This window comes from Rhizobium aureum (assembly GCF_030182495.1).
Taxonomy (GTDB): Bacteria; Pseudomonadota; Alphaproteobacteria; order Rhizobiales; family Rhizobiaceae; genus Rhizobium; species Rhizobium tropici_C.
The window spans coordinates 20,587-45,210 of the sequence record NZ_JAQJCI010000028.1 but is presented as its reverse complement, the minus strand read 5'-3'; the positions used below and the strand labels follow the sequence as shown (position 1 = coordinate 45,210).

23 protein-coding genes are annotated in these 24,624 nt (G+C 57.3%); 13 read left to right on the top strand and 10 right to left on the bottom strand.

Going from position 1 to position 24,624, the window contains the following annotated elements; all coding sequences use genetic code 11:
• From PH552_RS32155 to PH552_RS32145, 3 genes are all read left to right on the top strand, one after another.
• Positions 1-664, top strand: a 664-nt coding sequence (locus PH552_RS32155; RefSeq protein ID WP_285166581.1) for an amidohydrolase family protein, incomplete at its 5' end; no start/stop codon positions are given.
• A 162-nt stretch (positions 665-826) separates the two neighbouring features.
• Complete coding sequence (locus tag PH552_RS32150) at positions 827-1,270, top strand: DoxX family protein (RefSeq protein ID WP_285166580.1); 444 nt, start codon at positions 827-829, stop codon at positions 1,268-1,270.
• The gene (locus tag PH552_RS32145; protein WP_113251775.1) at positions 1,267-2,865 is read left to right on the top strand and encodes an MFS transporter; all 1,599 of its coding nucleotides are present in this window, start codon (positions 1,267-1,269) and stop codon (positions 2,863-2,865) included. The genes PH552_RS32150 and PH552_RS32145 overlap by 4 nt, the downstream gene beginning before the upstream one ends.
• A gap of 555 nt (positions 2,866-3,420) precedes the next feature.
• Here PH552_RS32145 and PH552_RS32140 read toward each other — a convergent pair.
• On the bottom strand, positions 3,421-3,966 hold the full coding sequence (locus PH552_RS32140) for a glycine zipper 2TM domain-containing protein (protein WP_210279002.1): 546 nt from the start codon (positions 3,964-3,966) through the stop codon (positions 3,421-3,423).
• 455 nt (positions 3,967-4,421) lie between these two features.
• On the opposite strand from PH552_RS32140, the gene PH552_RS32135 reads away from it, so the two are divergent.
• The 4 genes from PH552_RS32135 to PH552_RS32120 all read left to right on the top strand — a co-directional run bounded on the left by PH552_RS32135 (position 4,422) and on the right by PH552_RS32120 (position 8,684).
• Positions 4,422-6,137: a methyl-accepting chemotaxis protein gene (locus PH552_RS32135; RefSeq protein WP_112345233.1), complete on the top strand. Its 1,716-nt coding sequence runs from the start codon at positions 4,422-4,424 to the stop codon at positions 6,135-6,137.
• A gap of 91 nt (positions 6,138-6,228) precedes the next feature.
• A complete protein-coding gene (locus PH552_RS32130) occupies positions 6,229-7,335 on the top strand; it encodes a GAF domain-containing protein (RefSeq protein WP_285166578.1) in 1,107 nt (368 codons plus the stop codon).
• Between the two features lie 109 nt (positions 7,336-7,444).
• On the top strand, positions 7,445-8,269 hold the full coding sequence (locus PH552_RS32125) for an RHS repeat-associated core domain-containing protein (RefSeq protein WP_483315520.1): 825 nt from the start codon (positions 7,445-7,447) through the stop codon (positions 8,267-8,269).
• Positions 8,262-8,684: a DUF4279 domain-containing protein gene (locus PH552_RS32120; protein ID WP_113251665.1), complete on the top strand. Its 423-nt coding sequence runs from the start codon at positions 8,262-8,264 to the stop codon at positions 8,682-8,684. The genes PH552_RS32125 and PH552_RS32120 overlap by 8 nt, the downstream gene beginning before the upstream one ends.
• 414 nt (positions 8,685-9,098) lie before the next feature.
• Here the strand turns inward: PH552_RS32120 and PH552_RS32115 are convergent, their stop codons facing one another.
• Complete coding sequence (locus PH552_RS32115) at positions 9,099-9,425, bottom strand: DUF2568 domain-containing protein (RefSeq protein ID WP_113251664.1); 327 nt, start codon at positions 9,423-9,425, stop codon at positions 9,099-9,101.
• A 144-nt stretch (positions 9,426-9,569) separates the two neighbouring features.
• Positions 9,570-11,141 carry an acid phosphatase gene (locus PH552_RS32110; RefSeq protein WP_113251663.1) on the bottom strand — a complete coding sequence of 524 codons (1,572 nt, stop codon included), beginning with the start codon at positions 11,139-11,141 and terminating at the stop codon, positions 9,570-9,572.
• 166 nt (positions 11,142-11,307) lie between these two features.
• Between PH552_RS32110 and PH552_RS32105 the strand changes: the two genes are divergently transcribed.
• Positions 11,308-12,546, top strand: coding sequence for a cytochrome-c peroxidase (locus tag PH552_RS32105; protein ID WP_246698582.1), 1,239 nt, complete (start codon positions 11,308-11,310; stop codon positions 12,544-12,546).
• 38 nt (positions 12,547-12,584) lie between these two features.
• Here the strand turns inward: PH552_RS32105 and PH552_RS32100 are convergent, their stop codons facing one another.
• Together PH552_RS32100 and PH552_RS32095 are read right to left on the bottom strand one after the other, a co-directional pair.
• The gene (locus tag PH552_RS32100) at positions 12,585-12,791 is read right to left on the bottom strand and encodes a hypothetical protein (protein WP_113251661.1); all 207 of its coding nucleotides are present in this window, start codon (positions 12,789-12,791) and stop codon (positions 12,585-12,587) included.
• 160 nt (positions 12,792-12,951) lie between these two features.
• On the bottom strand, positions 12,952-13,620 hold the full coding sequence (locus tag PH552_RS32095; RefSeq protein WP_183765829.1) for an HAD family hydrolase: 669 nt from the start codon (positions 13,618-13,620) through the stop codon (positions 12,952-12,954).
• 350 nt (positions 13,621-13,970) lie between these two features.
• On the opposite strand from PH552_RS32095, the gene PH552_RS32090 reads away from it, so the two are divergent.
• Positions 13,971-14,486, top strand: a complete 516-nt coding sequence (locus PH552_RS32090) for an NUDIX hydrolase (RefSeq protein ID WP_113251659.1) — start codon at positions 13,971-13,973, stop codon at positions 14,484-14,486.
• A gap of 165 nt (positions 14,487-14,651) precedes the next feature.
• Here PH552_RS32090 and PH552_RS32085 read toward each other — a convergent pair whose 3' ends face one another.
• Positions 14,652-16,616: a methyl-accepting chemotaxis protein gene (locus PH552_RS32085; RefSeq protein ID WP_483315519.1), complete on the bottom strand. Its 1,965-nt coding sequence runs from the start codon at positions 16,614-16,616 to the stop codon at positions 14,652-14,654.
• A gap of 10 nt (positions 16,617-16,626) precedes the next feature.
• Here PH552_RS32085 and PH552_RS32080 point away from each other — a divergent pair, with 10 nt between their 5' ends.
• On the top strand, positions 16,627-16,860 hold the full coding sequence (locus PH552_RS32080) for a hypothetical protein (protein ID WP_285166576.1): 234 nt from the start codon (positions 16,627-16,629) through the stop codon (positions 16,858-16,860).
• 216 nt (positions 16,861-17,076) lie between these two features.
• On the opposite strand, the gene PH552_RS32075 is transcribed toward PH552_RS32080, so the two are convergent.
• The 4 genes from PH552_RS32075 to PH552_RS32060 all read right to left on the bottom strand — a co-directional run bounded on the left by PH552_RS32075 (position 17,077) and on the right by PH552_RS32060 (position 21,293).
• On the bottom strand, positions 17,077-17,331 hold the full coding sequence (locus tag PH552_RS32075; RefSeq protein WP_162737081.1) for a hypothetical protein: 255 nt from the start codon (positions 17,329-17,331) through the stop codon (positions 17,077-17,079).
• A 294-nt stretch (positions 17,332-17,625) separates the two neighbouring features.
• Positions 17,626-18,234, bottom strand: coding sequence for a DUF2026 family protein (locus PH552_RS32070; protein ID WP_113251656.1), 609 nt, complete (start codon positions 18,232-18,234; stop codon positions 17,626-17,628).
• Between the two features lie 554 nt (positions 18,235-18,788).
• Entirely contained in the window at positions 18,789-20,000 is a 1,212-nt protein-coding gene (locus tag PH552_RS32065) for a S41 family peptidase (RefSeq protein ID WP_183765836.1), read from the bottom strand.
• 297 nt (positions 20,001-20,297) lie between these two features.
• Positions 20,298-21,293 carry a LacI family DNA-binding transcriptional regulator gene (locus PH552_RS32060; RefSeq protein ID WP_113251653.1) on the bottom strand — a complete coding sequence of 332 codons (996 nt, stop codon included), beginning with the start codon at positions 21,291-21,293 and terminating at the stop codon, positions 20,298-20,300.
• A 196-nt stretch (positions 21,294-21,489) separates the two neighbouring features.
• Between PH552_RS32060 and PH552_RS32055 the strand changes: the two genes are divergently transcribed.
• The 3 genes from PH552_RS32055 to PH552_RS32045 all read left to right on the top strand — a co-directional run bounded on the left by PH552_RS32055 (position 21,490) and on the right by PH552_RS32045 (position 24,614).
• A complete protein-coding gene (locus PH552_RS32055) occupies positions 21,490-22,737 on the top strand; it encodes an ABC transporter substrate-binding protein (RefSeq protein ID WP_113251652.1) in 1,248 nt (415 codons plus the stop codon).
• Between the two features lie 123 nt (positions 22,738-22,860).
• Positions 22,861-23,745, top strand: coding sequence for a carbohydrate ABC transporter permease (locus PH552_RS32050; protein WP_112343069.1), 885 nt, complete (start codon positions 22,861-22,863; stop codon positions 23,743-23,745).
• Entirely contained in the window at positions 23,745-24,614 is an 870-nt protein-coding gene (locus PH552_RS32045) for a carbohydrate ABC transporter permease (RefSeq protein WP_112342956.1), read from the top strand. Before PH552_RS32050 ends, PH552_RS32045 begins: the two co-directional genes overlap by 1 nt.
• The last annotated feature ends 10 nt before the right edge of the window (positions 24,615-24,624 follow it).

Below are 24,624 nucleotides of genomic sequence, written 5' to 3'. Positions count from 1 at the left end.
CGTGGAGCGGTACGGTCACGGCGTGGCCGAGGCTACGCCGCCGATCGCCCGCATGCTCGACAAGGGCGTCAACGTCTCGGCCGGCACAGACGCCACCCGCGTTGCTTCCTACAATCCGTGGGTCTCGCTGTCGTGGATGGTGACTGGCAAGACGGTCGGCGGCATGCAGCTCTACCCGCGCGCCAACTGCCTCGACCGCGAGACGGCGCTGCGCATGTGGACCGAGAAGGTCACCTGGTTCTCCAACGAGGAAGGCAAGAAGGGCCGCATCGAGAAGGGCCAGTTCGCCGACCTCGTGGTGCCGGACAAGGACTTCTTCTCCTGCGCCGAGGACGAGATCTCCTTCCTCGTTTCGGAGCTGACCATGGTCGGCGGCAAGATCGTCTATGGGGCAGGCGACTTCAAGACGCTCGACGAGAACGACATCCCGCCCGCCATGCCGGACTGGTCTCCTGTCCGCAGCTTCGGCGGCTACGCGGCCTGGGGCGAACCGGAAGGCGCGGGTGCCCGTTCGCTGCGCCGAACCGCCATCTCCACATGCGGATGTGCCACCGATTGCGGCGTGCATGGCCACGATCACGCGGGTGCCTGGACCTCGAAGCTTCCGGTCGCCGACCTCAAGGGCTTCTTCGGTGCGCTCGGCTGCTCGTGCTGGGCAGTCTGACCAGCCTCCAGCCCGGGCGGCCACACCGCCGCCCGAGCGTCACCTCATCATTGCCAAATCCGCAATTAAATCGAAACTATTGCTGCAATTGTTGGCGTGGCGGTTACCAGCCAATATCGCTCCATCAAAAGCGGCCTCGACAGCGAACATGCAGGAGCTGAAATGACCTTTCAATCTCATATGTCCAACCCAGTCCGGAGCAGTCTGGCACGCGCCGTCGGCTCTCCGGTCATCCGGACGGTGTCACTGCTGGCTCTTTGCGCAGCCTACGTCCAAGGTCCGCTCACCAAAATCTTCGACTTCAACGGTGCCCTGGCCGAGATGGATCGTTTCGGTCTCCATCCCGCCACCTTCTTCGCAGTTGCCGTCATCGTCTTCGAACTTGCCGCTTCGTCCATGGTGATCTCAGGCTTCCTGCGTTGGGCAGGTGCCCTGGCGCTCGCTGGCTTTACGCTTCTTGCAACCTTCATCGCGCTCCGCTTCTGGGAAATGGCGCCCGGCATCGACCGCATGATGGCGACCAACGCCTTCTTCGAACATCTCGGTCTCGCCGGCGCATTCGTCTTCGTCGCCACATTCGACTTCCCAAGGGGGGCGGGCAGATGAGCGTCGCAAAAACATCGGAGGGAACCTTTGCACCCCTTGCCCAGCCTGTCTTCGCGGTCCTCTGGATCGCCACGGTCCTTGGCAATACCGGAAGCTTCATGCGCGACGTCGCAAGCTCCTGGCTGATGACGGATCTTTCGGCATCGCCGGCCGCGGTCGCCATGGTCCAGGCGGCCGGAACCCTGCCGGTTTTCCTGCTTGCCATTCCGGCAGGCGTTCTCACCGACATCCTCGATCGCCGCAAGTTCCTGATCGCCGTCCAGGTGCTCTTGGCCTCCGTCAGTATTTCGCTGATGCTTCTCTCGCAGACGGGCATACTCTCGGTCAGCGCTCTGATCGGGTTGACGTTCCTCGGCGGGATTGGAGCCGCGCTGATGGGGCCGACCTGGCAGGCGATCGTTCCGGAATTGGTGAAGCGCGAGGACGTGAAGAGCGCGGTGGCGCTGAACTCGCTCGGCATCAACATCGCCCGCTCCATCGGGCCTGCCGCGGGCGGCCTGCTTCTTGCAGCATTCGGAGCCGGGATCACCTACGGCGCCGACGTTGCCAGCTACATCGTGGTGATCGCAGCTCTCGTCTGGTGGCCGCGGGCTAAGAATGGAAACGACGCGCTCCAGGAGAACTTCTTTGGGGCGTTTCGAGCCGGACTTCGCTACACCCGCTCGAGCACGCCACTGCACGTCGTCCTCCTGCGCGCCGCGATCTTCTTCGCCTTCGCCAGCGCCGTATGGGCTCTTCTCCCGCTCGTTGCCCGCCAACTGCTCGGTGGTGATGCCAGCTTCTACGGTATCCTGCTCGGTGCAGTCGGTGCGGGCGCGATCGGTGGAGCCTTGGTGATGCCTAAGCTGCGCCAGCGCCTGAATTCCGATGGCCTGCTTCTCGTCGCGGCGGTTGTCACCGCCGCCGTCATGGGAGTCCTTGCTCTTGCTCCACCGAAGTGGGTTGCGATCATCGTCCTTCTCCTCCTCGGTGGTGCATGGATCACCGCCCTGACAACGCTCAACGGCACCGCGCAGTCCGTCCTTCCCAACTGGGTGCGCGGTCGTGGGCTTGCCGTTTACCTGACCGTCTTCAACGGAGCGATGACTGCCGGAAGTCTGGGGTGGGGTGCGGTCGGCGAAGCTGTCGGCATCCAGTTCACCTTGATCATCGGAGCTATCGGACTGCTTATCGCCGGGTTCATCCTGCACCGCGTGAAGCTTCCGGCCGGCGATGCCGACCTGGTGCCGTCGAACCACTGGCCCGAGCCTCTTGTCGCCGAACCCGTTGCCCATGACCGTGGCCCGGTTCTGATACTGATCGAGTACAAGACCGAGACGCAGCACCGGAGCGCATTCCTGCATGCCCTCGACGATCTTTCCAAGGAACGCCGCCGGGACGGTGCCTACGGATGGGGCGTCACCGAGGACTCGGCCGACCCAGAGAAGATCGTGGAGTGGTTCATGGTTGAATCCTGGGCTGAACATCTTCGCCAGCACAAGCGGGTTTCCAACGCCGACGCCGATCTGCAGGGCAAGGTGCTGGCCTACCATGTCGGTCCCGACAAGCCGGTTGTCCGTCACTTCCTGACGATCAATCGACCGTGGGCGGCGTGACGGACAGGTTAAGGCTGGCGGCTACGGCCGTCACCCAAACATGTGATCTTGAGAACTATGCTGATGGACTGCACCCCTTTGGTGAGACAGCAATCGGTAACAGTTCTCCCGGCCGTGAATTGCGTCTGATGTCTCTTGCCGCTGTTGCGAGAGGCTGGCTTCAAAAGCGTCCGGCGCGAGATAGTCGAGGGCCGAGCGCAGCTATCCCGGCGGGAGATCGATAAGGCGACGGGAAACAAGATACCACCGAGCTTCTCATCTTACATGTGGAAAGCCGGCAGGATTGTTCCGGTTAACGAGCCTCCCCAGGGAAACTGAAGTTGGGATGGAGCTTCAGCAGCGACCGACAATTGATGGTGCTTTATGTCAATGCCCGGAAATGTCAGGTCAATCGGGCCGAGTACGCGGCTGTGGGGCTCGGGGTTATCATGCCGCTGTTTCGAGCGAATGTCGGCGAAGTGCGCAGGATGGCTTTGTAGGAGAAGAGCGCGACGTTGGTTCAGGGGAGCGGCAGCGCCAGATCAGGTCCGGCGCTGCGAGGAAGAATGCAAGCACTTATTGCTGCGGTGCGACCATATTGCCGACCGCACCCCCGGCAACGGCTCCGCCGACAACACCGAGGACGGTTCCGAGGGTCTTATGCTTCTTGCCGCCAAGTTTGTTTCCAGCGATGCCACCGACGATGGCGCCACCGACTGCACCGACGTTCTGGCCATTGATCAAGGAATTGCCGCCACCGTTTGCGATGCTTCCCGTGGACTGGGGGTCGACAACCGGAGTGGGCTGATACTGCGGTGCCTGTGCGGCAGCGCGGTTGTTGTTGCCGTCAATCATACGACCGGCCACGCCACCAACGACGGCTCCGCCGAGTGCGCCGGCGACCGTGCCCAGTGTTTTGTGCTTTTTGCCGCTGACTTTGCGACCGACCAGCCCGCCGGCGACAGCGCCACCGACCGCGCCAACATTCTGGCCGTTTATGATGGACATGTCCTGAGCATGGGTGGCTACGGGCAGCGTTGCGATAGCGGAGAACAGCGTGATCGCGGCAATCGAGTTCTTGTATACCGGAGAAAGGCGGGTAGGCTTTATTTGTAGTGACATTTCATATGTCCTTCGGGGCAAGAGTTTACTTCGCCAGCCGTAGAACATTATGAATAACAACTGCTTAAGATGCCTGGAACTGGTGTCGGCAAATCCTGCTCGGAGAATGGATAGGGAGACGCGGAGCGCCTCAACTCGTGCTGTTCACCATCGACGAATGTTTTGTTTGTTCGTGATGATAGAAGAGGGTCGCACTGAAGTCTCAGTTCTTCGTTGTTCCTTGTGCCGGCCAATCGCTTACCTGGGCCGTCGTGGCGTCTTGAACGGGAAGGATCTGACCGGCGCCCGCGATGGCGCCATCGATATCGATCGCCGGCACGGCCAACAGCTCTGTTAACATTAAGGCGCCATTAATAGGAGAGTGCAAATATTTCCGCATGCGTGAGAGTGGAGTTCAGCTGAACTGTCGATCGCTCAAGATTTCAACTTGAAGCAACGGCTTCGAAAGGAGTGAAATGATTGGAATGATCGGTGGTAATACTAAGGCTCAACTTGCAGCATTGGCCAGCCTCAAGGCAAACGTCATGATTGCCGACAGCAAGTTGAACATTATTTATATGAACGACGCTGTCCGCAAGCTGCTGACGGCCGCCGAACACGACCTCAAGAAGGAACTCCCGCGCTTTGCCGTCGATACCTTGATCGGAAGCAATATCGATATTTTTCACAAGAATCCGTCGCACCAGCGCGACATGCTCGCGCGGTTGACGAAGCCCCACAGCGCAACCATCCGCGTGGGCAGCCATAGCTTCGATCTGCACGTCACGCCCATCATAGAAGGCGGAAAGACGAAGGCGTTTGTGGTGGAATGGGCTGATGCAAAGGAGCGCCTTCTCAACCTGGATTATCAAAACCAGATGGCTGCGATCAGCCGTGTGCAGGCCATCATCGAGTTCACCCTGGAGGGAGAGATCGTTACAGCCAACGAGAACTTCTGCAAGACGATGGGCTACACGCTAGACGAGATCCGTGGCAAGCATCACAGCATGTTTGTCGACTCTGCTTACGCCGCCAGTTCCGACTATGCTGAGTTCTGGAGCGAGCTTAAAAGCGGCCGATTCCAGGCGCGTGAATTTACGCGCGTCGGTCGAAACGGCAAGAAAGTCGTGCTGAACGCCTCATACAACCCCATCCTCGACGAGCACGGAAAAGTCGCCAAAGTGGTGAAATACGCCACCGACGTCACGGACAGGGTTTTTGCCGTTACGGAAATCGGCTCGTCCCTCAACCAGCTCGCCGAGGGCAGGCTCGATTTTCGCCTGGAGCAGCCGTTCGCAGCCGACTTCGAAAGCCTTAGGAAGAATTTCAACGACGCTGTCGACAAGCTCGGCATGGCTCTCAGTTCCGTGGCCGAGACGACTGTACGGATCGATTCCGGCACTCGCGAGATTGCCGCAGGTGCGAACGATCTGTCGAAGCGGACAGAGCAACAGGCGGCGTCCCTCGAGGAAACGGCAGCCGCTCTCGACGAAATTACCGCCAACGTCAACAGCTCGACGAAGCGGACCGAAGAGGCGCGTGGTGTCGCAAGCCGGGCTAATCAATCCGCGGTAGAGTCCGCCGAAGTGGTTTCACATGCGGAAGAGGCGATGCGAAAAATCGAGGACAGCTCGCAGCAGATCTCCAACATCATCGGCGTGATCGACGAGATTGCCTTCCAGACCAATCTGCTGGCACTGAATGCCGGCGTGGAAGCTGCGCGCGCCGGGGAAGCTGGAAAGGGTTTTGCGGTCGTCGCGCAGGAGGTGAGGGAGTTGGCGCAACGCTCAGCGCAGGCGGCCAAGGAGATCAAGGGCCTCATCCAAACGTCCACCTCCGAAGTCGAAAGCGGCGTTAAGCTCGTACGCGATGCCGGCCAGGCGTTGAAAACCATCGGAGACTTCATCATCGAGATCAACAATCATATGGAGGCGATTGCTGCCTCCGCCAAGGAACAGGCGACCGGCTTGGCCGAGGTAAACTCCGCCGTGAATTCCATGGACCAGACGACCCAGCAGAATGCTGCCATGGTCGAGCAATCGAATGCGGCGTCCAATGCGCTTGCTGGAGAAGCAGGCCGGCTGCGTGCCCTGATTGCGCAGTTCAGTGTCGGCACAGCCCAGACTTCAGCACTGCGGCAAGTGGGACGAGCAATGGCGCTTCCCACCCCGCGCGCCTCATCCATGAGGTGACGTAATTTTACACCCCCTCAGCGGCAAGTTCGTCCGCTTCCACGATCCATGAAGGGTCCCACTCAGTCGCTACTGCGAGGAGTAAGGTCGCATGTCATTGACAGAAGACGAGAGGCTGAACCTTCTTTACGAAGCAAGCATTCTTGATACGCCGCCGACGGCGGAATTCGACGCCATCGTAAGTCTTGCCTGCAGTATGTTCGATATGCCGATGGCGTTGATTTCGTTTGTCGATGAGCACCGGCAATGGTTCAAGGCTCGGCAAGGCTTTCCTTTGGCGGAGGCGCCGCGCGAGCGTTCCTTTTGCGGTTACGTCGTGGAAACAGGCTCTCCGCTCGTCGTTGAAGATGTCAGCGCAGACTCCCGTTTTTGCGGAAACATTTTCGTCAGAGACTGTTCCGTCCAGTTCTATGCGGGGGTTCCGCTTTCGGAAGGGGAGACGTGTTACGGCGGCTTTTGTGTCCTCGACACCAAGATCCGCCGCTTCAGCGATCGGGATCTCGAACAGCTCCATAGTCTGGCGAGCGTCATCATGGGCCTTGTCCGGGAGCATCGTCAGCAAAGCCTGCTGAAGGAGCAGCAACGTGAACTGGAGTTGAAGCAGGCGCGGTTCGAACAAACCGAGCGCTCTGCCAAGATCGGTGGTTTCGAGATGGACCTTAGCACCGGTGCGATCGTCTGGTCGGATCAGATATACCGCACCGTGGGATTGCCGATCGGCAAACGTATGACTTCGGAGGAGGTGATCGGCTGCTATGCTCCCGAAGAACGTGACAGCGTCAGGCGCAGAATCCGCGACGTCCTGAACGGAACAGGCACCGGAGTTGACAAAGAATACCGCATCATCACGCCGGAAGGCGACGAACGATGGATTCGCGTTGTGAGCGATATCGAACGCCTGCAAGGCGAGCCAAGACGCCTGTTCGGCATCGTTCAGGATGTTTCCGAGAAAGTGCGCTATGAGCAACGTCTGCTCCGGGCAGCAAACGCCGATCCTCTTACAGGCTGTCGCCAACACCGGCTTGACGAGTGGGCAGTATACGAATTTCACCTTTCAAACCTCGCCGGAGAATTTCATCACCGGCATTACGCAGGACAGCGACGCAAGCATCGCCGAACCGAACCCCGCAGCGCAGACAGTCGCATTCAACAATCTCAACGAGACCACGAAGGTTTCCGGTCAGGGCTACAGCTATGATGCCAACGGGAATTTGCTGTCTGATGGCGAACGAACCTATGCCTGGGACGGCGAAAATCGGCTGGTTGGTACCACCTATGTATCGCAGGCGGGAAAGCAGACGAGATTCGTGTATGATGGGATTGGTCGTCGCATTGAAATTGATGAGATTCCTGCAGGCGGCGGCAATACAGTTACCTTCAAGTACGTCTGGTGCGGGAATAGGCTATGCCAAGCCCGCGATGCTGCCTACGCACCAAAACAAGGCTACTTCACCGAGGGTGAATTCAAGATTGGGACGAATGATCCCTTACTTTTCTACGGAATAGATCATATCGGCTCCGTTCGGCGCGTATTCCAAAGCGCCACCAACGCTCCCGCTTACGATTATGATCCTTGGGGCGTAACGGTACAAACAGGTCCGGCGCTCACTGACTATGGCTTCGCAGGAATGTTCTCCCACTCCGAGAGCGGCCTTGGCCTGACGTGGTTCAGAGCTTATAATGCTAATGTGGGGCGCTGGATTTCCAGAGATCCTCTTGGTGAGGGAACTAGTCATACATTTAATTTGTATTCCTATGCGAAGAATGCTCCAGTTGTTTACGCTGACCGTGATGGACAAATATCGATCTTGCCGTGGCTGCTACGGCATCAGGCTCCGCAGCCATCACTTGGCATGTGCCCCCTCCCCGATGACTTATCGTCCCAGGATCCACTCGGTGATTTGTTGGGCAGCGATAGTGCAATGGCGCCTCCGCGAGGTTATTGGCCCTTGGACACGGGAGCGGCCGAATGGGGGCGTCGAAACGGAGTTCCCACGAGAGAGGCTAAAGACAAGGCTCATCGTGCCAAACAGAAGGATAAAGGAAAGGCAAGAGACGACTACGGCGTCGACCCTGGAACAGGAGACATTGCGAATCCAGAAGGCGAAGTGATTGGAAACCTGGATGACTAACACAGAAAAAGCCGGAACTGTTGCAGTATATATACATGGCGATAACTTGGAACCGGAACGGATCACTGATTTTCTCGGTGTCGAGCCAGATGAGCAGTGGAAATCCGGTGACGAAAGACTGCTTAGTAGTGGAAGCTCTGTGAAAGCAAAAACGGGCATGTGGACGCTGACCGTTCCACTAAAGGAAGTAGACTTAGACCATATACTGGCAAAGTTGACTGAGACACTTGGCAAGAATTTTCTCAGAATCTTGTCAGTGCCCGGAATAGACAGCGCATACGCGGATGTATTGCTTTTTATAAGCCAGCGGCAGGCCGACGCTGGATACACATTGAGATTGCCGAATTCCGAGTTAGCGGCCGTTGTTAATGCTGGCTTGGACATTCAAGTGACGGTTTCTATCGCCGGAGACTAACGTCTGTAGCAATTATGGCCCCGCATTTTTCCAAGCGTGGAGCGTTCTGATTATCGCAACATAGGGTGACAAAGGCGGAAGCTCCAAAGACCGTTACTTACCGACAACCGCCTTTACAGGCTCTAGCGAGCTGACCCCTAAGATTGTCGACTATTACTAATGGGCTCTGATGCCTACACAACACAATCGCTTTAGAAAACCCAAGCTACATCGGTATACAATGGGATATTTAACAGCATTATCGATCACGTGCGCAATCTCCGAGCAATGCGCGAATGCATTTTTCTGCGAGGGCCGCAAGTTCGACTCCCTTCAAGAGCGACGCTATTCATTGCATGTGAGGGTCACTGAATCTCGGCAAGATGAAAGCCTGCTCTATGCCAATAACGCCAGTGGGGCGCTGTTCGCCGTCGATCATGGAGTCGGCGCAACGGCAATCCGATTGGCAGCCGCGACGGAGACTAGCGCGATCACCATCGTTGACGAACCGAGGTAGTTCAAAATCAAAGCCGTCCCCACGAAAATGCCGGCTTCGAGAACGAGCCTTCCAGCTGCGCCAATTTCGTATCTCCGTTTCGGGGAAAGGAATGTAACCCACGCTGCGGCAGTTGCTGCACAAAACGCCAGTCCCAAGAGCACTTGTGCCGGGATGGGTACGGCAAGGTGTGCGGCCAATGCGACGAGCGAAGCGAGTATGCAAAGTTTGAGCGCAAAGCTGATGCCGAGTGCTATCGCCTTCATCTTTCATCCTCGCCCCACAGCTGTGGTTCACTCAAGACGCTGGTTCTCGCAAGCCAATGCGGACCGCTCGCCAAGTCCCGGGCGTAGCAGTTGTTCGACCGCCAGGCCCGTCGCAGCGTTGCACATCGTGCAGATGCAAGGCCCCTACTTGTCCTTAAGAACGAGTGCGCTGGTCAGGTCGCCCAGCGGCTTTTCCTTATAGGCAGCAACGGCTGTGTCTCGAACGGTGATGCCATGCAGCGTCGGCAGCTCGAAACGGCGCGTGATGAAACGCAGGATCGAGGTCGTGTCCATTGGTGTGTGATCGACATAGCCATGCCGTGCATAGGGCGAGACGATGATGGCGGGAATGCGGGAACCAGGCCCCCAACGATCGCCCTTGGGCGGTGCGACATGATCCCAAAGGCCGCCGTTTTCGTCATAGGTGACAACGACGAGCATATGTGGCCACTGCGGGCTCTTTTCCAGATGCGCGATCACATCGACAATATGGGCGTCGCCGGCTTCAATGCTGGCATAGCCGGAATGCTCATTGAGGTTGCCCTGTGGTTTGTAGAAAGAGACCTGAGGCAGCGTGCCGGCGTCGATTGCCTTGATGAACTCGGCACCCGCTAGGCCGCCATCCCTCAGGTGTTCAGTCCTGGCCGCCGTGCCGGGGGCGAAACTTGCATAATAGTTGAACGGCTGATGATGATACTGGAAATTCGGTGCCGGCTGCTTGTTTCCGTTGTCGAGCACATCCTGCCAGGCGCCTCCATACCAAGCCCAGGTTACGTGCTTAAGGCTAAGCAAGTCGCCGATGGTGGGCTCTGTCTGTGGCGGCAAGGTCGTTGGCTTGCTCGGATCGGCAAGAGCCTTGTCGCCATCTGCCGCGGGACCATTGCCGCTTGGCTGATAAGGGGGCTGCATGGTGTTGACGGCATAGAAATCGGGCGTGAGATTGCCATCGCTGACAAATTTCGGAATGCCATCGATTGCAGACTTCGGCGAGTTGGGTGCGGCCTTCAGTGTCACGCCATCCGCCTCGACGACCGCAATGGAGGGTTTGGCGGCACTGGTGTCGGCATTCGGATAATATGGTGCACAGGCGCAGATCAGCCATTGATGGTTGAAGAAGGAGCCGCCGAACGCGCCCATGAAGAAGTTGTCGGCCAGCACGTATTTTTGAGCCAGCTTCCACATCGGCATTTTTGAGCCATCCCATAGACCCATTGGCAGCGCACCTGAATCCGCGTAGGCGACAAACATGTCATTGCGGCCGCCGTCGATCTGCATCTGGTTCTGATAGTATCGGTGCCAGAGATCGTGCGTAATCGTGTCAAGCCCAAGCTTGAAACCCCTGGGGTCGTCGACATGGAATGGCCGATTGGGAAGATGCTCGGTCTCAGCCTGCGTTACGGGTGGCGTTACTCCCTTGGCGGTGAGGCCGTCCCAGATCGGCGGCAATTCTTTCAGTGGTTTGCCGTCGCGGTCGCGCTGGATGAGGGCGGCCGTCGGCGCCTTCGAGACCCCGTTTGCGCCCGGGAAATTGCCGTAGAGATTGTCGAAACTGCGGTTTTCCGCATAGATCACGACGACCGTGTCGATGAGCTTCAGGTCATCGGCGATCTTCCCGCTTGACCCGGTATTTGCGCCGGAACTTCCGGCGCCGGCCGAGCCAAAGGCGGCCACGGAAAGGCTTAACGCACAGATGGCGGTAGCAGTGATCGACTTCATTTTGGATTGTCCTCCCCGGGGGTTCAGTGGATGCGCCTCCACCTCTCTGAGGCAACATATTCCGGCAAGTGACCAAGGCAAGCGCTAATTGAAACGATTCTAAAACCCCGCTAACCATTGCCGCGGGATGATGTGCGGACCGCAACAGGGAGCAGCGATCATAGCGATGCAATTGAAGCCGCTTAGAGGACAATGGTTCGCAATCGGTGTTGTCGCCGCAATGCTGTTGCAGGTAACGCCGTCCGCCACGGGCCAAGCATTATCGCGCGACGAGGTACGACGACAGACACGGGCCTTGGCGACACTTGGAAAAGTCCTCTTCTTCGATACTTCGCTGTCGGCGTCGGGCAAGATGGCTTGTTCCTCCTGCCACGATCCAGAGCACGGCTTTGGGCCGACTAACGATCGATCGGTCCAGCTCGGTGGTGGCGACCTTCATAACCCAGGCTTGCGGGCGGTTCCCTCGCTGAAATATCTGCAGGCCGTCCCACCCTTCACCGAGCACTTCTTCGAATCCGAGGATGAGGCGGATGAAAGTATCGACAACGGTCCGACCGGCGGTCTGACCTGGGACGGTCGGGTCGACCGCGGCCGCGAGCAAGCGAAGATCCCACTATTTTCCGACTTCGAGATGGGCAACAAATCCGAAGCTGACGTCGGCCGCCATGTACTTGAGGCGGGCTACGGCAAAGTGATCGCAGATATCGCCGGACCAAATGCCGCCACCGACCCGGCGATTGCCTTTCGCACGGCGCTCAAGGCTCTGGAAGTTTTCCAGCAGGACTATCGGACCTTCTATCCCTACTCGAGCAAATATGATGCGGTGTTGGCCGGCGAGGCCGTGCTCACGCCTCAAGAGGCAAGAGGCCTCGAATTGTTCAATGCCCCTGAGAAGGGCAATTGCGCTTCGTGCCACGTCAGCCAGCGTGGGAATGACGGCACGCCGCCGCAATTCACGGACTATGGTCTGATCGCCATTGGTGTGCCCCGCAATCGCGATATCCCCGCCAACAAGGATCCGACATTCCACGATCTCGGTCTATGCGGTCCTTTGCGGACCGATTTCATTGGGCGCGAGGACTATTGTGGGCTCTTCCGCACGCCGACGCTGCGCAATGTCGCCCTGCGCAAGACTTTTTTCCACAATGGCAGCATTCATTCCTTACAGGATGCCGTACGCTTTTATGTCGAGCGGGAGACGCATCCGGAGCGGTGGTATCCTCGGGCGCCTGATGGGAGCGTAGACAAGTATGACGATCTGCCGGGGACAGCCAAGGCTAACATCAATATGGATCCGCCCTTCGATCGCAAGCAAGGGGAGGTCCCGGCACTCGCTCCTGCCGAAATCGATGATGTGGTCGCGTTCCTGCGTACGCTCACCGACGGCTACGATCCGAAAAAGTGAGAGGGACGCGTCGTGCGCGGCCGCAGCGTCCCTGATTTCTAGGTGCCGCTTGCCCTCGGGCCAAGGAGATCGAGAACAGTGTTCGAACCTTTGCCAGAGGCATTGATCTTGCCGTCGTCACCGATCGTGAGCTCGGCGCCATTGGCGAAGCTGAGAGACCAGCCATCATCTGAACTGGTTCGGCGTCTGTCCGTCAGCTCGATCCCGGCGGCGGAAACCAATGCAATAACCTTATCGACGTCCATGCCTTTACTCTCCCTGGTAACTTGCTCCGTTCCGCGTCGCGGAAGAGCTTGCTTGCCCTGCGACCATGCCACCGCATCGCGTCAGTATCAATCTCGGCAAAAGCGCGCGCTCTATCGATCCACCCCACGGAAGGATCTGTGCGACACCGGAATGGAAAACCTACACAAGCGACTGGGACGAGAGGCGATCCGTCACTTCGGCCATTGAGCTGCAGACATAGGCAGCACCTGCTTGCGAGAGGCGGGATGCGAGCGAACCATAAGCGTGGCCGCCGCCTGCGAACCCGAAAACTCTCATGCCAGCGCGCTTAGCAGCCAGTACCCCCGCGACCGAATCCTCGATGACGATTGTCTCACCTGGATCAAAGCCCATTTGTGACGCGGCATATAGGAAGACATCGGGCGCCGGCTTCACACGCTTGACCTGGCTGACCGAAAACACATTCGGCTCGATGAGCGTCAGAAGGCCGGCGCGGTCGAGATTGACGCGAAGACTGGAAAGTTCGGTCGATGAGGCGACACAAGCCTGCTCGCCCCTCTCGAGAATTGCCCTGATGGCATTGGCCGCTCCAGGGATCGGTGCCAACTCGGTTTGAAAGCGTCGCTCGCATTCTAGCAGGAGATTTCCGACCCAGTTTTCCGGGAGTTTCAGATTGAGCTCCGAGCTGAGCTGGGTCCAAGCCGTTTGGTGCGGCACACCGGCAAACCGTTCCGATATCTCGTAGGCGGTGGTGGTATGTCCCAGCCGGGTCAGCGCTTCCGCATCGACGGCGCAGAAAATGGCCTCTGAATCTATGAGGACGCCATCACAATCAAAGATGACAAGCATGATTTGTCTTATCCGCCTTGGACCTCGCGACATCCCCGCCAACGAGCAAGCCATATTCAAAATCGTCGCAACAAGCCTGAGTTTGATGCGACAACACAAAGCTAGTCGCAAACTTCTGGATATGCCATCAAGTTTCAAAAATACTCGTGTAGAAACCTTCTCCAATAAAATCACTGCTGTCTTTTTCTGAAAAGTGAGCCACGCCGTTACGTGGGCTTTCTGTTCCTGCTGCCTACACCCGCTTTATCGCGAAATGCATCGAAATTCAGCGGGACGCCGACGAGATCGTCCACGCTTAAAACAACGCGATGCAATTGAGGCGCAGGTAAAAATCTGACAAGCTGGATGGCATGAAGCCAAAAAAGGAAGGCGGAAAGCCTGCATCAGCTAAATCAAAGCACCTGCTGCAGCAGCTTGCGAGGACGCCCGAGAAGCTGTTCTCAAGCGCCTTCCGCAACCAGTTTGGCGCACTTTGCTTCCGCTACAGAGATGGTGACGGCGAGATCGAGATATTAGTGATTACTTCGCGCGAGAGCGGCCGCTGGATTGTGCCAAAGGGCTGGCCAATGAAAGGCAAGGAGCCCCACGAGGCGGCCGCTATCGAAGCCTGGGAGGAGGCTGGTGTCCGCGGTAAGGTGCGGAAAACACCAGTTGGCCGGTACACCTACCTCAAAGAGCTTGCTGACGGTAAGGTCGTGCCATGTGTTGTCGACATGTTCCAGGTCGAAGCGAAAGAAATCAGGACCGAATTCAAGGAGCAAGGCCAGCGTCGGCTCGACTGGGTTAGCCCCGACGAAGCGGCACGACGCGTGCGCGAAATCGAACTCAAATCGCTGCTCATCAATTTCAAGCCGCAGAGGAAATAATCGCTGCGCAAGTTGGCCGCCCACCGGTCTTAGCCGGGAAGCGTCTCCCCGATATTCGTGATGACCTTGGAAGCATTAAGTTTCGAAGCTCGCTGCCATGTACCTGGCGGAGAAGCCGGCCGGAGATTGGACTAGCGAGACTTGAATAGGGCAATCGGTCGCGCATCAAAACTCTTCCCAGTCCGCGTTGCGTGCGGCCGATCCGTTGGTGGCGAATGTATCGGCAAGCTTGCGACCGAGCGCTCGTGCCGGCGATGCAACAGGCTTTGTGGTCGTGGCAACCAGACGCGGCGCTGCCACCGGTGCCAGCTTGAACCGGGCGATCAATTCGCGAAGCGTCGTCACCTGATCGGCCAGACCGCTTGTCGCCGCGGTCGATTCCTCCACCATGGCAGCGTTCTGCTGTGTCGCCTGGTCCATTTGGTTCACGGCGGTGCTGACTTCCGAAAGACCGGTTGACTGTTCCCTTGCCGCCGTTGAGATGGAGTGCACATGTTCGTTCACCTTGACGACGTGACTTTCGATGGCCGCCAGGGCAGACCCCGTCGCCGTGACCAGCTTCACGCCGGCACTAACCTCGTCGCTGGAGCGATTGATCAGCGCCTTGATATCCTTGGCAGCATTTGCCGATCGCTGCGCCAACTCGCGCACCTCTTGGGCGACGACGGCAAAACCCTTGCCGGCATCGCCGGCGCGGGCGGCTTCAACGCCGGCATTCAGCGCGAGCAAATTTGTCTGGAAGGCGATTTCATCGATCACATTGATGATTTGACCGATCTCACCGGAAGCTTGCTCGATCCTGCCCATGGCCGCGACGGCTTCCCTTACCACCGAACTTGACTGTTCGGTACTTTTGCGCGCTTCATCGACCATATGGCTGGCTTCAAGCGCCCGTGCCGTGGAGTTCTTCACTGCTACAGTGATTTCTTCAAGGGCTGAGGACGTCTCTTCGAGCGAGGCTGCCTGTTGTTCGGTGCGTTTCGATAGGCTGCCGGAGGCGATTCTCATTTCGCCAGCATTGCTGTTGATGATATCGACCGCGGCAGATACTTCGCCCAGGATGGAGCTCAAGTTGGCCATCGTCGCGTTGACGTTGTCCTTTAACTCGCCAAAGGCTCCCTGAAACTCTCCCTGCATTGCTTCGGTGAGATCACCGTTGGCAAGGGCAGCAACAACACGGCGGGTTTCGGCAATGCTACTGTCGACGGAAGCCACCAATTCGTTGACGCTGGCCGCGAAGCGATCGAGATCCGGATTGTCGTAAGCCTTCGTGATGCGCTGCGTGAAATTTCCGGCAACCGCGGCGGAAACGACGGTAGCTATATTCGTCTGCAGATCCGCGCTTTTGGCCTGCAAGGCGGCTTCCTGGGCGTTTAGATCGCGAACTTTGATGCCATTTTGCTTGAAGACCTCTACGGCACGTGCCATCGCGCCGATTTCGTCGTGGCGACTGACGTAAGGAACGGAGGTATCCAGATTTCCGTGTGCAAGTTCATCCATGCCGTTGGTCAAACCGATGATCGGACGGGCAATCGCTTTGGAACCATAGATGGCCGAGACGATCAATGTCATAATCGCCAGGAGGCCGATGCCAAGGTTGAGCAGCAGGACCAGATTTGCGGACGAATTCATATCCTGGTCCGCCTGATCTGCCGCTTTCTTCGCGGCGCTAACCCCATCGTCGAACAGCTTTGCGGCTTGGTCGGATATCATCAGTAGCTTCGCCTGAAGCTCTGCAGATTTTGCCCGGCCAGCGGCCGAGTTATCTTTACTCTGCAGCGTCGTCTTCAAAACATCGGCCAGATCGGTTGCCATGGCGAAATAGTTTTCGCTCAGTGCTCTGAGGTTTTGTACCCGATCCCGGTCCGCCTGCAACCTCAGCTCATTGTTCGCCTCATCCAGAAAGGAGATCACCGAGTGATGGCGTGCAGAAAGGTAATCGACGGCTTTGGCCACCTCTTCCGGGGACACTGCCAGTCTCAGATCGCGAACGCCAATTTGCATTCCGCGCAGCGATGCTTTTGCGTCGACGATGTTGCGGGAAACAACTAGCTGGTTTTTGAGCAGGTTCGAGCGGTCACCAATCATCTGACCGCCGTAGAGTACGATCGAAAGCATCATCGCGACCATCAGGATGCCGATGGCCGAGAGAGCAGCGAGCTTTGCGCCGATGCGGGATGAAATAGCTCAAAACATTTTTGGTCGCTCAAAAAATGATCCGCAAGTTGCCATCATAGGACCAGCAGAAATGAAAAATCGCGCCAAGCGTCATGCAATGCGTCAAACGAGTATTGCGCGAGTATCAGTAAATTGGACGGCCGCGCTGTGCTGTCATGAAACTGTTATAATGGTAAATAAGTGCCTTCGATTTTGAACGAAGGACGATAAATTTCGGAAATTGGCCATCAATTGCGCAGATCGACTGTGATCTTTGGTTTGCTGAGCGAACCTGGCGCAAATGTAGGTAGAATTTGCGTAGCGAGTGCAGTTGAGGGCAAGGCCGAGAATGCCGATATTGTGAATTGACTGCCAGCGCGTCGGACGTCAATTTCGTGGCGGAGGCGGACGGATGTCGGCAGGCGGGAGCATCTCACAGAACTTTGCGCGGCTGAGTGCCATGGAGCGCGTGATCTTGCTTGATCGTCTGACGGCGGCCGTTGCGGAGGTCGTCCGCGAAGCAGGTGAGGACTTTCATCCCGACATCATTCGCACGGTCGTCGGTATCCATAGAACACTTCACATGATGCGCGGGGATCTCGCCATGATCGATGATCCACGTCACCGCGCAATCATTGCTCATGCCGAAGAGATTGTTCGCGCCATGCAGGCTTGCCTTCGACGCCAAATTGCTGCGCCGAAATTTCACTGAGGGGCAACTTTAGAAGATCTCACCTGTTGCTGCATCTGGCTGAAGATATTGGTCACTCTGGCCAGGCGTAGTGTACACATACAGCCTGCATCGAGGTCAGCCATCGTTACCGTCACTTGATTCAAGCGCATGATCCATGGCCTCCGGAACAGCCCCTTATTGCCGCAACATGCAGGCGAGGGGCACTGCATCGTGCAGCCACCGTGCACAAGCAAATTCAAGGGGAGTGCGGGGATATTCCAATCGTGGACATACGCGCTCCTGCGACCATTACCAGGCACCAACGAGGGAGTTGCCGATAAGCGGTACGGCGCTGGATTTGCCGTCCTGACGCTGCACCGTGATCGATGCCTGCATCTTCCTGGGAGATTTCCGGAACCAGTTCGCGGCGAGGCTGGCAAGGTCTCCAATCATTGGGTTCTTGCGCCAATCTGCGAAACGTCGGCTCGTTGCATCAGGTTCGGAACGATAGAAGAAGTCGCCGGATTGGCTCAAATCATTGATGGACAGGCGCATCGACGAGAGCGGCCGCTGAAACATCTTCGGCGGTATCACCAGACCCAGCGTGCTCTCTGAGAATGCAGGAGCCATGAAGTCGATCGCCCAATCGTCAGCCTCCACCCAGCAATGGAAGTTCTCGCCAGCGCCAGAGACGTAACCATCGTCGCGCTGGTCTGCGAACAGGATATGTTTTCCGTCGAGGTTGTAAGCGGCCAGCCCACTTTTTGCCTTTGCCTTGATCTTGAAGTGGTGTTCCAAAATGAAGGCTCCGAAGGTGCTGAAATACATCGAAGCCGTGGCGGGATTGGCGTTTTCGTTGACGAGCAGGCTGTTGATGACCCGGTAAATCCGATTGTAGTCGCTTTGGGTAATCAACATCACCGGTTCCCCTTCATACAGATGGTTGGCATCCCCGTAAGTGACGTTGGGGGCCGTGTAAACTCCATATGCGGCGATATGGCGCGACGAATTCGACTTCGGTCACGTCCGTGAACGGCAAATTGCAGCAATGTGAGGGCTCTTTGTCTTTTCCTGCGAGCGGTCCAGAGCTAGCGCCGTGTTGGCAAAGCTAGTAGCGCCAAGCAGTGTTATAACCGACACAAGCCACTTTATGTTTTCGTCTCCACGTTGCCCAGCATGGATCAGTTAGATCGAGTGCCTTGCGCGTAGGTTTATTTCATGGGGAACCCACGCCAAATCCAGAGGACGCCATCGTACCAGTCTATCGCGGCCTTCGCCTGGCCATTAATCATGTGGTTCTCACGCCACCGGCTAGCCGGGCATCATGGGCTCTTGCCAGGTGAAATTGCCCGTTGTGATCGGTAAATTTCAGTGCTTCGGACATTACCTTCCTTAAAAAGACTCTGCAGAACGGCTTGGCGCATCCGTCATTGGATTTGTGTAAGAGATTTTCGTCTGACAGCTGGTTACCGTCACAACACCATCTCGGCCGCGAGTTCGAGCTGGGTGTCGGTACCTTTCCTCAGTTCGTTCCGCGTCAAGGGGATCGACACGGCCGGCGTTACACCAATGCCTTCGAACTGTCGGCCATCGGGGAAATATTCTCGCTTGGTCGATACCCTGAATGACATGCCGAATTCCGGAAACCTCACGAAGTAGGGCTGTCCTGTTGATCCAAAGCTGGGTTCGCCTAGCACGAGGCCCCGACTGCCATCCTTGAAGCGCAGGGCGAAATCCTCGCAAGCCGAAGCGCTGCCGCCATTGATGAGCAGCGCCATCTTTCCCTTCCGGGCGTCCGGGAGGGGCAGCGTGATGCCCGGTCCACTCCGCATCATCGTTGTCGGCAATGCCGGAATGCTGCCGTTGAACGAGTTGGAAGCATCGGACTTGGCAATCGTCATCGGAGTAGAAACCACTGTGCCGCGATAAGGGTTGGTCATGATGGCGGACAGCAGGTTGCCGGGTGAGCTGCCGCCGTTGTTGTCGCGCAGATCAAGGAGGACGGCAGCGGCATTCTCGACACCTCGAATGGCTCCAACCGCAGCTTCCTCATATTTCGGATCGTCAAACCCCGGAATACGAATCACCACCACCCCGTCTGAGCGGTAGATGGTTTCGACTTCGGTTGCGAGCAGAAGACCGCGTTCCGGGCCGGTCGGTGGTTCGGTCAAATCGATTGCCACCTGCCTGCCGTCATCCGTGCCGATCGTAAAACGCTGGGGCAACAGAAAAGGACGGAGCCATGTCATCCAATCCAGTGCCGCCAGACTCGACTGACCGATGTGCTCACGCACGTCCTCAAGCCACTGGTCGACGGGTTTGCCGTCAACGGCGGTCACGACGTCACCGGGATGAAGCTCAACGAGCCTTGTTCTTACGACTGTCCACTGATCCTCGACCCGTCTTATACGGAACGGCATCGACGCTGTCTGATACGTCAGTTCTTCGTCCCAAAAGGAGGTATGGCCATTGCGCAGACTTGCGAAGAAACGCATCGTGGCGAGGGAAAAAGCTTTCCGATTTGGCGCTTCCAATGCTTCTCCAAGATAAGCGCGGTAACGGGCCTCGAAATCATACCCTGCAGGCAGTCCTTCAGCATGCGCAAAATAGCGCTTGATCGTATGGTAGGCAGTTGCGCCAATATAGGCACGATCTGTGAGATCCGGGTCACGAAACTGGCTCATGCGGGGTGTCTCGCTAACAGCTACGGCAGGTTACCGTTCTGCTATCTCATGGCACAACAGGGTTCAGGAAGGTTTAATCGGCGGTGTGATCGAAGAGCTCGCCATGCCGGCTAAGTTCCATAAATCTGATTACCACACCGAGGCGTGTGGCGACATCATAATGTGTCGTGATTTCAATATGTTAGAGGAAGTAAAGTGCAGCCGACGGTTCGTATCCATTCAAGAGCGCCAGTTTCGGCAGCCAGACTCGACCTGATTGAGACTGACGGTCTGGTGCTGGCTTGACCGATCACAAGTTTAGCCAGTTTGGCCACCGCTGGATTGGCGCACAACCAGTCGGCATGGCAGGCGCGTAATTCCTGCGGGAACGGTTTCGCCTCTTGTGAGACTTAGGATGGTGAGACCGGCACTGTGCCCGATCTCCTTCAATTCCATATCGATCGTGGTCAGTGGCGGTCTGGTTTGCCGAGAAATGACTTCCCAGTTATCGAAGCCGACGACCGCGATGTCTCCCGGGACGGTGAGATTCTTGTCACGCAATGCGTCGATTACGCCACGGGCAATTTCATCGTTCCCGCAAAATACGGCGTCGGGCCAATCACCGCCGCGCGACAATATCTGCTCGATGGCTTCGTGGCCCCATTCTTCTGACCAGTCTCCATAAAGGACTACGGCGCCAGGGCCGACACAGTCGCGATAGGCCTTCGCGCGGACGCGCACCGCAAGGTAATCCTCTGGTCCGGTTATGTGCGCGATCCGCGAATGGCCCAAAGCCTGTAGATGCTCGACCGCAAGGCGAGCACCTTGGGCATCGTCGGGAAAGAAGCTGATACTGTTTTCTGGACCCTCGGCAAAAGCATAGACGACGGGTATCGAGAGCTTTGCAAGCTCTGGCGGCGGTTTCAGGTCAAGGCGGGTTGCCGTGAAGATGATGCCGTCCACCTGCCTGTCCAGGAGCGTTTCGAGATGCAATCGAGCAAGGCGCGGGTCGTTGTTTGTCGCGCAGAGAAAGACGGACAGACCGTGATCGACAAGCACTTCCGAAACGCCTGCGGCCATCGGAAGTGTCAGCCTGCCATAGGTATCGTTCGTCAGCATGCCAATGGCGTGACTGCGCTTGGTCAAGAGCCCACGCGCAAGCGCGTTCGGCCTGAACCCGATCTCCTCGGCCACACGTTTAACGCGTTCTACCGTTTCCGCATTCGTTCGTCCGGTGCCGTTCAATGCATTTGAAGCGGTCGAAATGCTGACACCCGCTGCCCTGGCAACATCCCGAATAGTCTGTCGGTGCATTTTTCTCTCGGCTCGAATCGGTTCTTTTGAAAACTGCAGATAAAACCTTTTAGCAGAAATAATCGTGACGTTAAAAGGTTTTATCAGATTCCTTCCAAAAACCTGTATACAGACTGTCGACATCGAAAAGGATGTCCACTAACGTTTCGATCACGCCATCTGCAGGCTGTTGGCGACAAGGAAAAGGGGAACTTCCATGTTCAAGTTAAAGTTGACGATTTCTGCGATCGCATTGATGGCAAGTGCGACGCTAGCCAATGCGACCGACATCACCCTGTGGGTGCGCACCTCTTCGGGTGCGGTGCTTCAGGGATTGGCCGACAAGTATAATGCGACCCATGTCGACAAGGTGAACGTCACGCAGATTACCGCCGAACAGATGGTGCCGAAACTTGGAGCCGCGATCGCTGGCAGTGCGGCGCCGGATGGCGCCGTGCTCGATTTGATCTACCTTCCGACCTTTGCTGCCGCGGACAGCCTTGAGGATATCACCGATTTCGTCAAGAGCCTGCCCTATGCGTCCGCCCTTAGCCCTTCGCACGTACGCCTTGCGACCTATGGCGGCAAGATCTATGGCGTGCCGGCCCTGCCGGACGCCTCGATCATCGCCTATAACACAGATCTATTCACCAAGGCTGGTCTTGACGCGAAGAAGGCGCCTGCTTCGCTTGAAGAAATCGCCGCGGATGCAAAGAAGATTACCGCGCTTGGCAACGACACCTACGGTTTTTACTTCGTCGCAAATTCCGGCAGCTGGCTCATTTATGACTTCCTGCCCCATCTTTGGGCGGCAGGAGCCGACATCCTCAGCGAAGACGGTCGCACGGCTACGGTCGATACTCCCGCCCTGCGCGACACCATTGCTGCCTATCGCGACATGGCAAAGGCTGGTGCAATCCACCCGACGTCGAGGTCGGGCAACGGCAACAATGCGGTGGAAGCCTTCGCATCCGGCAAGGTCGGCATTCTCATGACCGGCTCCTACATCGTCAATCTGCTGACGAGCAAGTATCCGGACGTCAAGTTCAACGTCGCGCCTATTCCCGGACCGAAGGGCGGCGCGTCAAGCTTTGCTGGCGGCGACGCACTGGCGCTGATGAAAGGCATCAGCGGTGACAAGAAGAAAGTCGCCCTCGACTTCGTCAACTTTTACATGCAGCCCGAGCAGCAAGTCTACATCACCCAGGAATCGGGCATGCCTTCCAGAACCGACCTTGCGAACGAGGCCTATGCCAAGTTCGACAAGTGCAACCTCGTCGCCTATGACGTGCTGACCAAGGCACGCACGCCCTACACTTTCTCGTCCGATGAGCTTTTCGTTAGCCGCACCGGCCCGTTCCTCAATCTGATCCAGGGAACCATTTTTGGCGAGGATGTCGACGGCACGATCGCCAAGGCCCAGGCGGACTTTTCCCGCATCCTCGAGCGAACCAATCCGAACTAACTCTCCTGGTTGACCAACGGCAAGGCGTCCCGTGACGCTTTGCCTCCACACCCTTTCGACGGATCAAGAAAAAGGAGCGGTGCCGTGAGCCTGTCGCTGCGTCGCGGCAGGAAGCCTGCCGTCATGCATGGTGAGCCAGAGCCGAAAGGCTGGCTTGGCCTTGCCTTCATCCTGCCGGGTTTCCTGTTCATCGTTTTACTCTTCCTCGTGCCGCTGATCATGACGGTATGGATGAGTTTCTATAACTGGCCACTTCTTGGTCGGGCGAAATTCATCGGGCTTGCCAATTATGCCGAGCTTCTGGGTGATGCCCAGCTATGGCATTCCCTCGGCTTTACGTTGCTTTATACGCTGTTGGTCACTATAGCGATTTTTTTGGTCGCCTTTCCGTTGGCGCTCCTGGTTGATCGCCCTCTTCGCATTGCCGGTTTCTTCCGCACGATCTACTTCATGCCGGTCGTCATCGGCTTTGGCGCGGCATCGACTTTGTGGATGTGGCTCCTCAATCCCGATAATGGCGTCTTTGCTCAGGTTCTACGCGCCGTCGGTCTGGTCGATAGTGCGCCGCGACCGCTCGAAAGTTTCTGGCCGGCACTTGCCGTCATCATCCTGATGGTGGTCTGGAAGACGTCCGGTTTTACGATGATCATCTTGCTGACCGGCCTGCAAAGCATCTCCACAGACGTGATCGAGGCGGCGAAAATCGATGGGGCCAGCGTCTTGAGCCGCTTTCGCCGTATCACCCTGCCATTGATGCGCAACTCCGTGGTGCTCGCTCTCGTGCTCAATGTCACCTCGTCGATGCTTGCCTTCGACCAGTTCTTCATCATCACACAGGGAGGACCGTCCAACAGCACGATCTCCGCGGTTTTTTCGATCTATCTTGCGTCCTTCTCGTCCTATCGCCTCGGCTATGGTTCGGCGATCTCGCTTTCGCTGCTGATCGTTCTCGTCGCAATCAGTACGGTTCAGTTCGTCTTTCTGCGACAGCGTCCGGAGGAGGGCTGATGGACCGTCTAAATTACACGCCGCAGCCCAAGCCTACCGTCGAGCGGCTGAGCTACGCCGCCTTCATCCTGCTATCGGTCGCCTTCGCGCTCTTCTTCGTGATGCCGATCGTCTGGTCTTTTGCCAATTCGTTCAAGCCGGCAGCCGAGGCCCTTGCCAATCCGACTGTGCTGTTCTCGAAAGCCTTTTCGCTGGAGAACTATCGCCGCCTCGAACATGTCGGCGCTGGTTGGTACGTGTATGCCAGCAATTCGGTCCTGATCGCCGCCGGCACGGTGCTGCTGACGGTCACGGTCTCCGTTCCGGCGGGCTACGGCTTCTCGAAATTTCGCTTTCCGGGGCAGGGGGTGCTCTTCGCGCTGATCATGGCGACGATGATGATCCCGTTTCAATCGATTCTGACGCCGCTTTTCCTCATTCTGAAAGTGGCTCGCCTCCAGAACAGCCTCTTCGGGCTGGTGCTGATCTACGTTACGTTCCAGCTGCCCTTCTCAGTCTTCATGATGCGGAATGCCTTCGATGCGGTGCCCAAGGCACTAATCGAAGCAGCGCGCATCGATGGAGCATCGCAAGGGACCATTTTGCGGCGCATCATGCTGCCGATCGCACTTCCCGGTATTGCGACCGTTGCTATGTTTGCTTTCCTGAACTCGTGGAACGAATTCCTGGCAGCACTGATCTTTCTCTCCGATCAGAACAAGTTCACGTTGCCGATCATGCTGGTCAACGTCTCCTCCGGCATCTACGGCATCATCGACTGGGGCGCGCTTCAGGCCGGCATCGCCGTCACGATGGTCCCCTGCATCGTTCTCTTCCTACTCTTGCAACGCTACTACGTGCGCGGCCTTACCGCCGGCGCCGTGAAATGACGGCGGCCTT

Bases quoted from the DNA above. Each gene is read 5' to 3' on its own strand.
- PH552_RS32100 (WP_113251661.1), bottom strand. From the start codon at position 12,791: ATGGACGTCGATAAGGTTATTGCATTGGTTTCCGCCGCCGGGATCGAG.
- PH552_RS32130 (WP_285166578.1), top strand. From the start codon at position 6,229: ATGTCATTGACAGAAGACGAGAGGCTGAACCTTCTTTACGAAGCAAGC.
- PH552_RS32120 (WP_113251665.1), top strand. From the start codon at position 8,262: ATGACTAACACAGAAAAAGCCGGAACTGTTGCAGTATATATACATGGC.
- PH552_RS32090 (WP_113251659.1), top strand. From the start codon at position 13,971: ATGAAGCCAAAAAAGGAAGGCGGAAAGCCTGCATCAGCTAAATCAAAG.
- PH552_RS32135 (WP_112345233.1), top strand. From the start codon at position 4,422: ATGATTGGAATGATCGGTGGTAATACTAAGGCTCAACTTGCAGCATTG.
- PH552_RS32070 (WP_113251656.1), bottom strand. From the start codon at position 18,234: ATGTTGATTACCCAAAGCGACTACAATCGGATTTACCGGGTCATCAAC.
- PH552_RS32065 (WP_183765836.1), bottom strand. From the start codon at position 20,000: ATGAGCCAGTTTCGTGACCCGGATCTCACAGATCGTGCCTATATTGGC.
- PH552_RS32085 (WP_483315519.1), bottom strand. From the start codon at position 16,616: ATGGTCGCGATGATGCTTTCGATCGTACTCTACGGCGGTCAGATGATT.
- PH552_RS32095 (WP_183765829.1), bottom strand. From the start codon at position 13,620: ATGCTTGTCATCTTTGATTGTGATGGCGTCCTCATAGATTCAGAGGCC.
- PH552_RS32105 (WP_246698582.1), top strand. From the start codon at position 11,308: ATGCAATTGAAGCCGCTTAGAGGACAATGGTTCGCAATCGGTGTTGTC.
- PH552_RS32055 (WP_113251652.1), top strand. From the start codon at position 21,490: ATGTTCAAGTTAAAGTTGACGATTTCTGCGATCGCATTGATGGCAAGT.
- PH552_RS32050 (WP_112343069.1), top strand. From the start codon at position 22,861: ATGCATGGTGAGCCAGAGCCGAAAGGCTGGCTTGGCCTTGCCTTCATC.
- PH552_RS32045 (WP_112342956.1), top strand. From the start codon at position 23,745: ATGGACCGTCTAAATTACACGCCGCAGCCCAAGCCTACCGTCGAGCGG.
- PH552_RS32060 (WP_113251653.1), bottom strand. From the start codon at position 21,293: ATGCACCGACAGACTATTCGGGATGTTGCCAGGGCAGCGGGTGTCAGC.
- PH552_RS32080 (WP_285166576.1), top strand. From the start codon at position 16,627: ATGGCCGAGAGAGCAGCGAGCTTTGCGCCGATGCGGGATGAAATAGCT.
- PH552_RS32145 (WP_113251775.1), top strand. From the start codon at position 1,267: ATGAGCGTCGCAAAAACATCGGAGGGAACCTTTGCACCCCTTGCCCAG.
- PH552_RS32115 (WP_113251664.1), bottom strand. From the start codon at position 9,425: ATGAAGGCGATAGCACTCGGCATCAGCTTTGCGCTCAAACTTTGCATA.
- PH552_RS32150 (WP_285166580.1), top strand. From the start codon at position 827: ATGACCTTTCAATCTCATATGTCCAACCCAGTCCGGAGCAGTCTGGCA.
- PH552_RS32110 (WP_113251663.1), bottom strand. From the start codon at position 11,141: ATGAAGTCGATCACTGCTACCGCCATCTGTGCGTTAAGCCTTTCCGTG.
- PH552_RS32140 (WP_210279002.1), bottom strand. From the start codon at position 3,966: ATGTCACTACAAATAAAGCCTACCCGCCTTTCTCCGGTATACAAGAAC.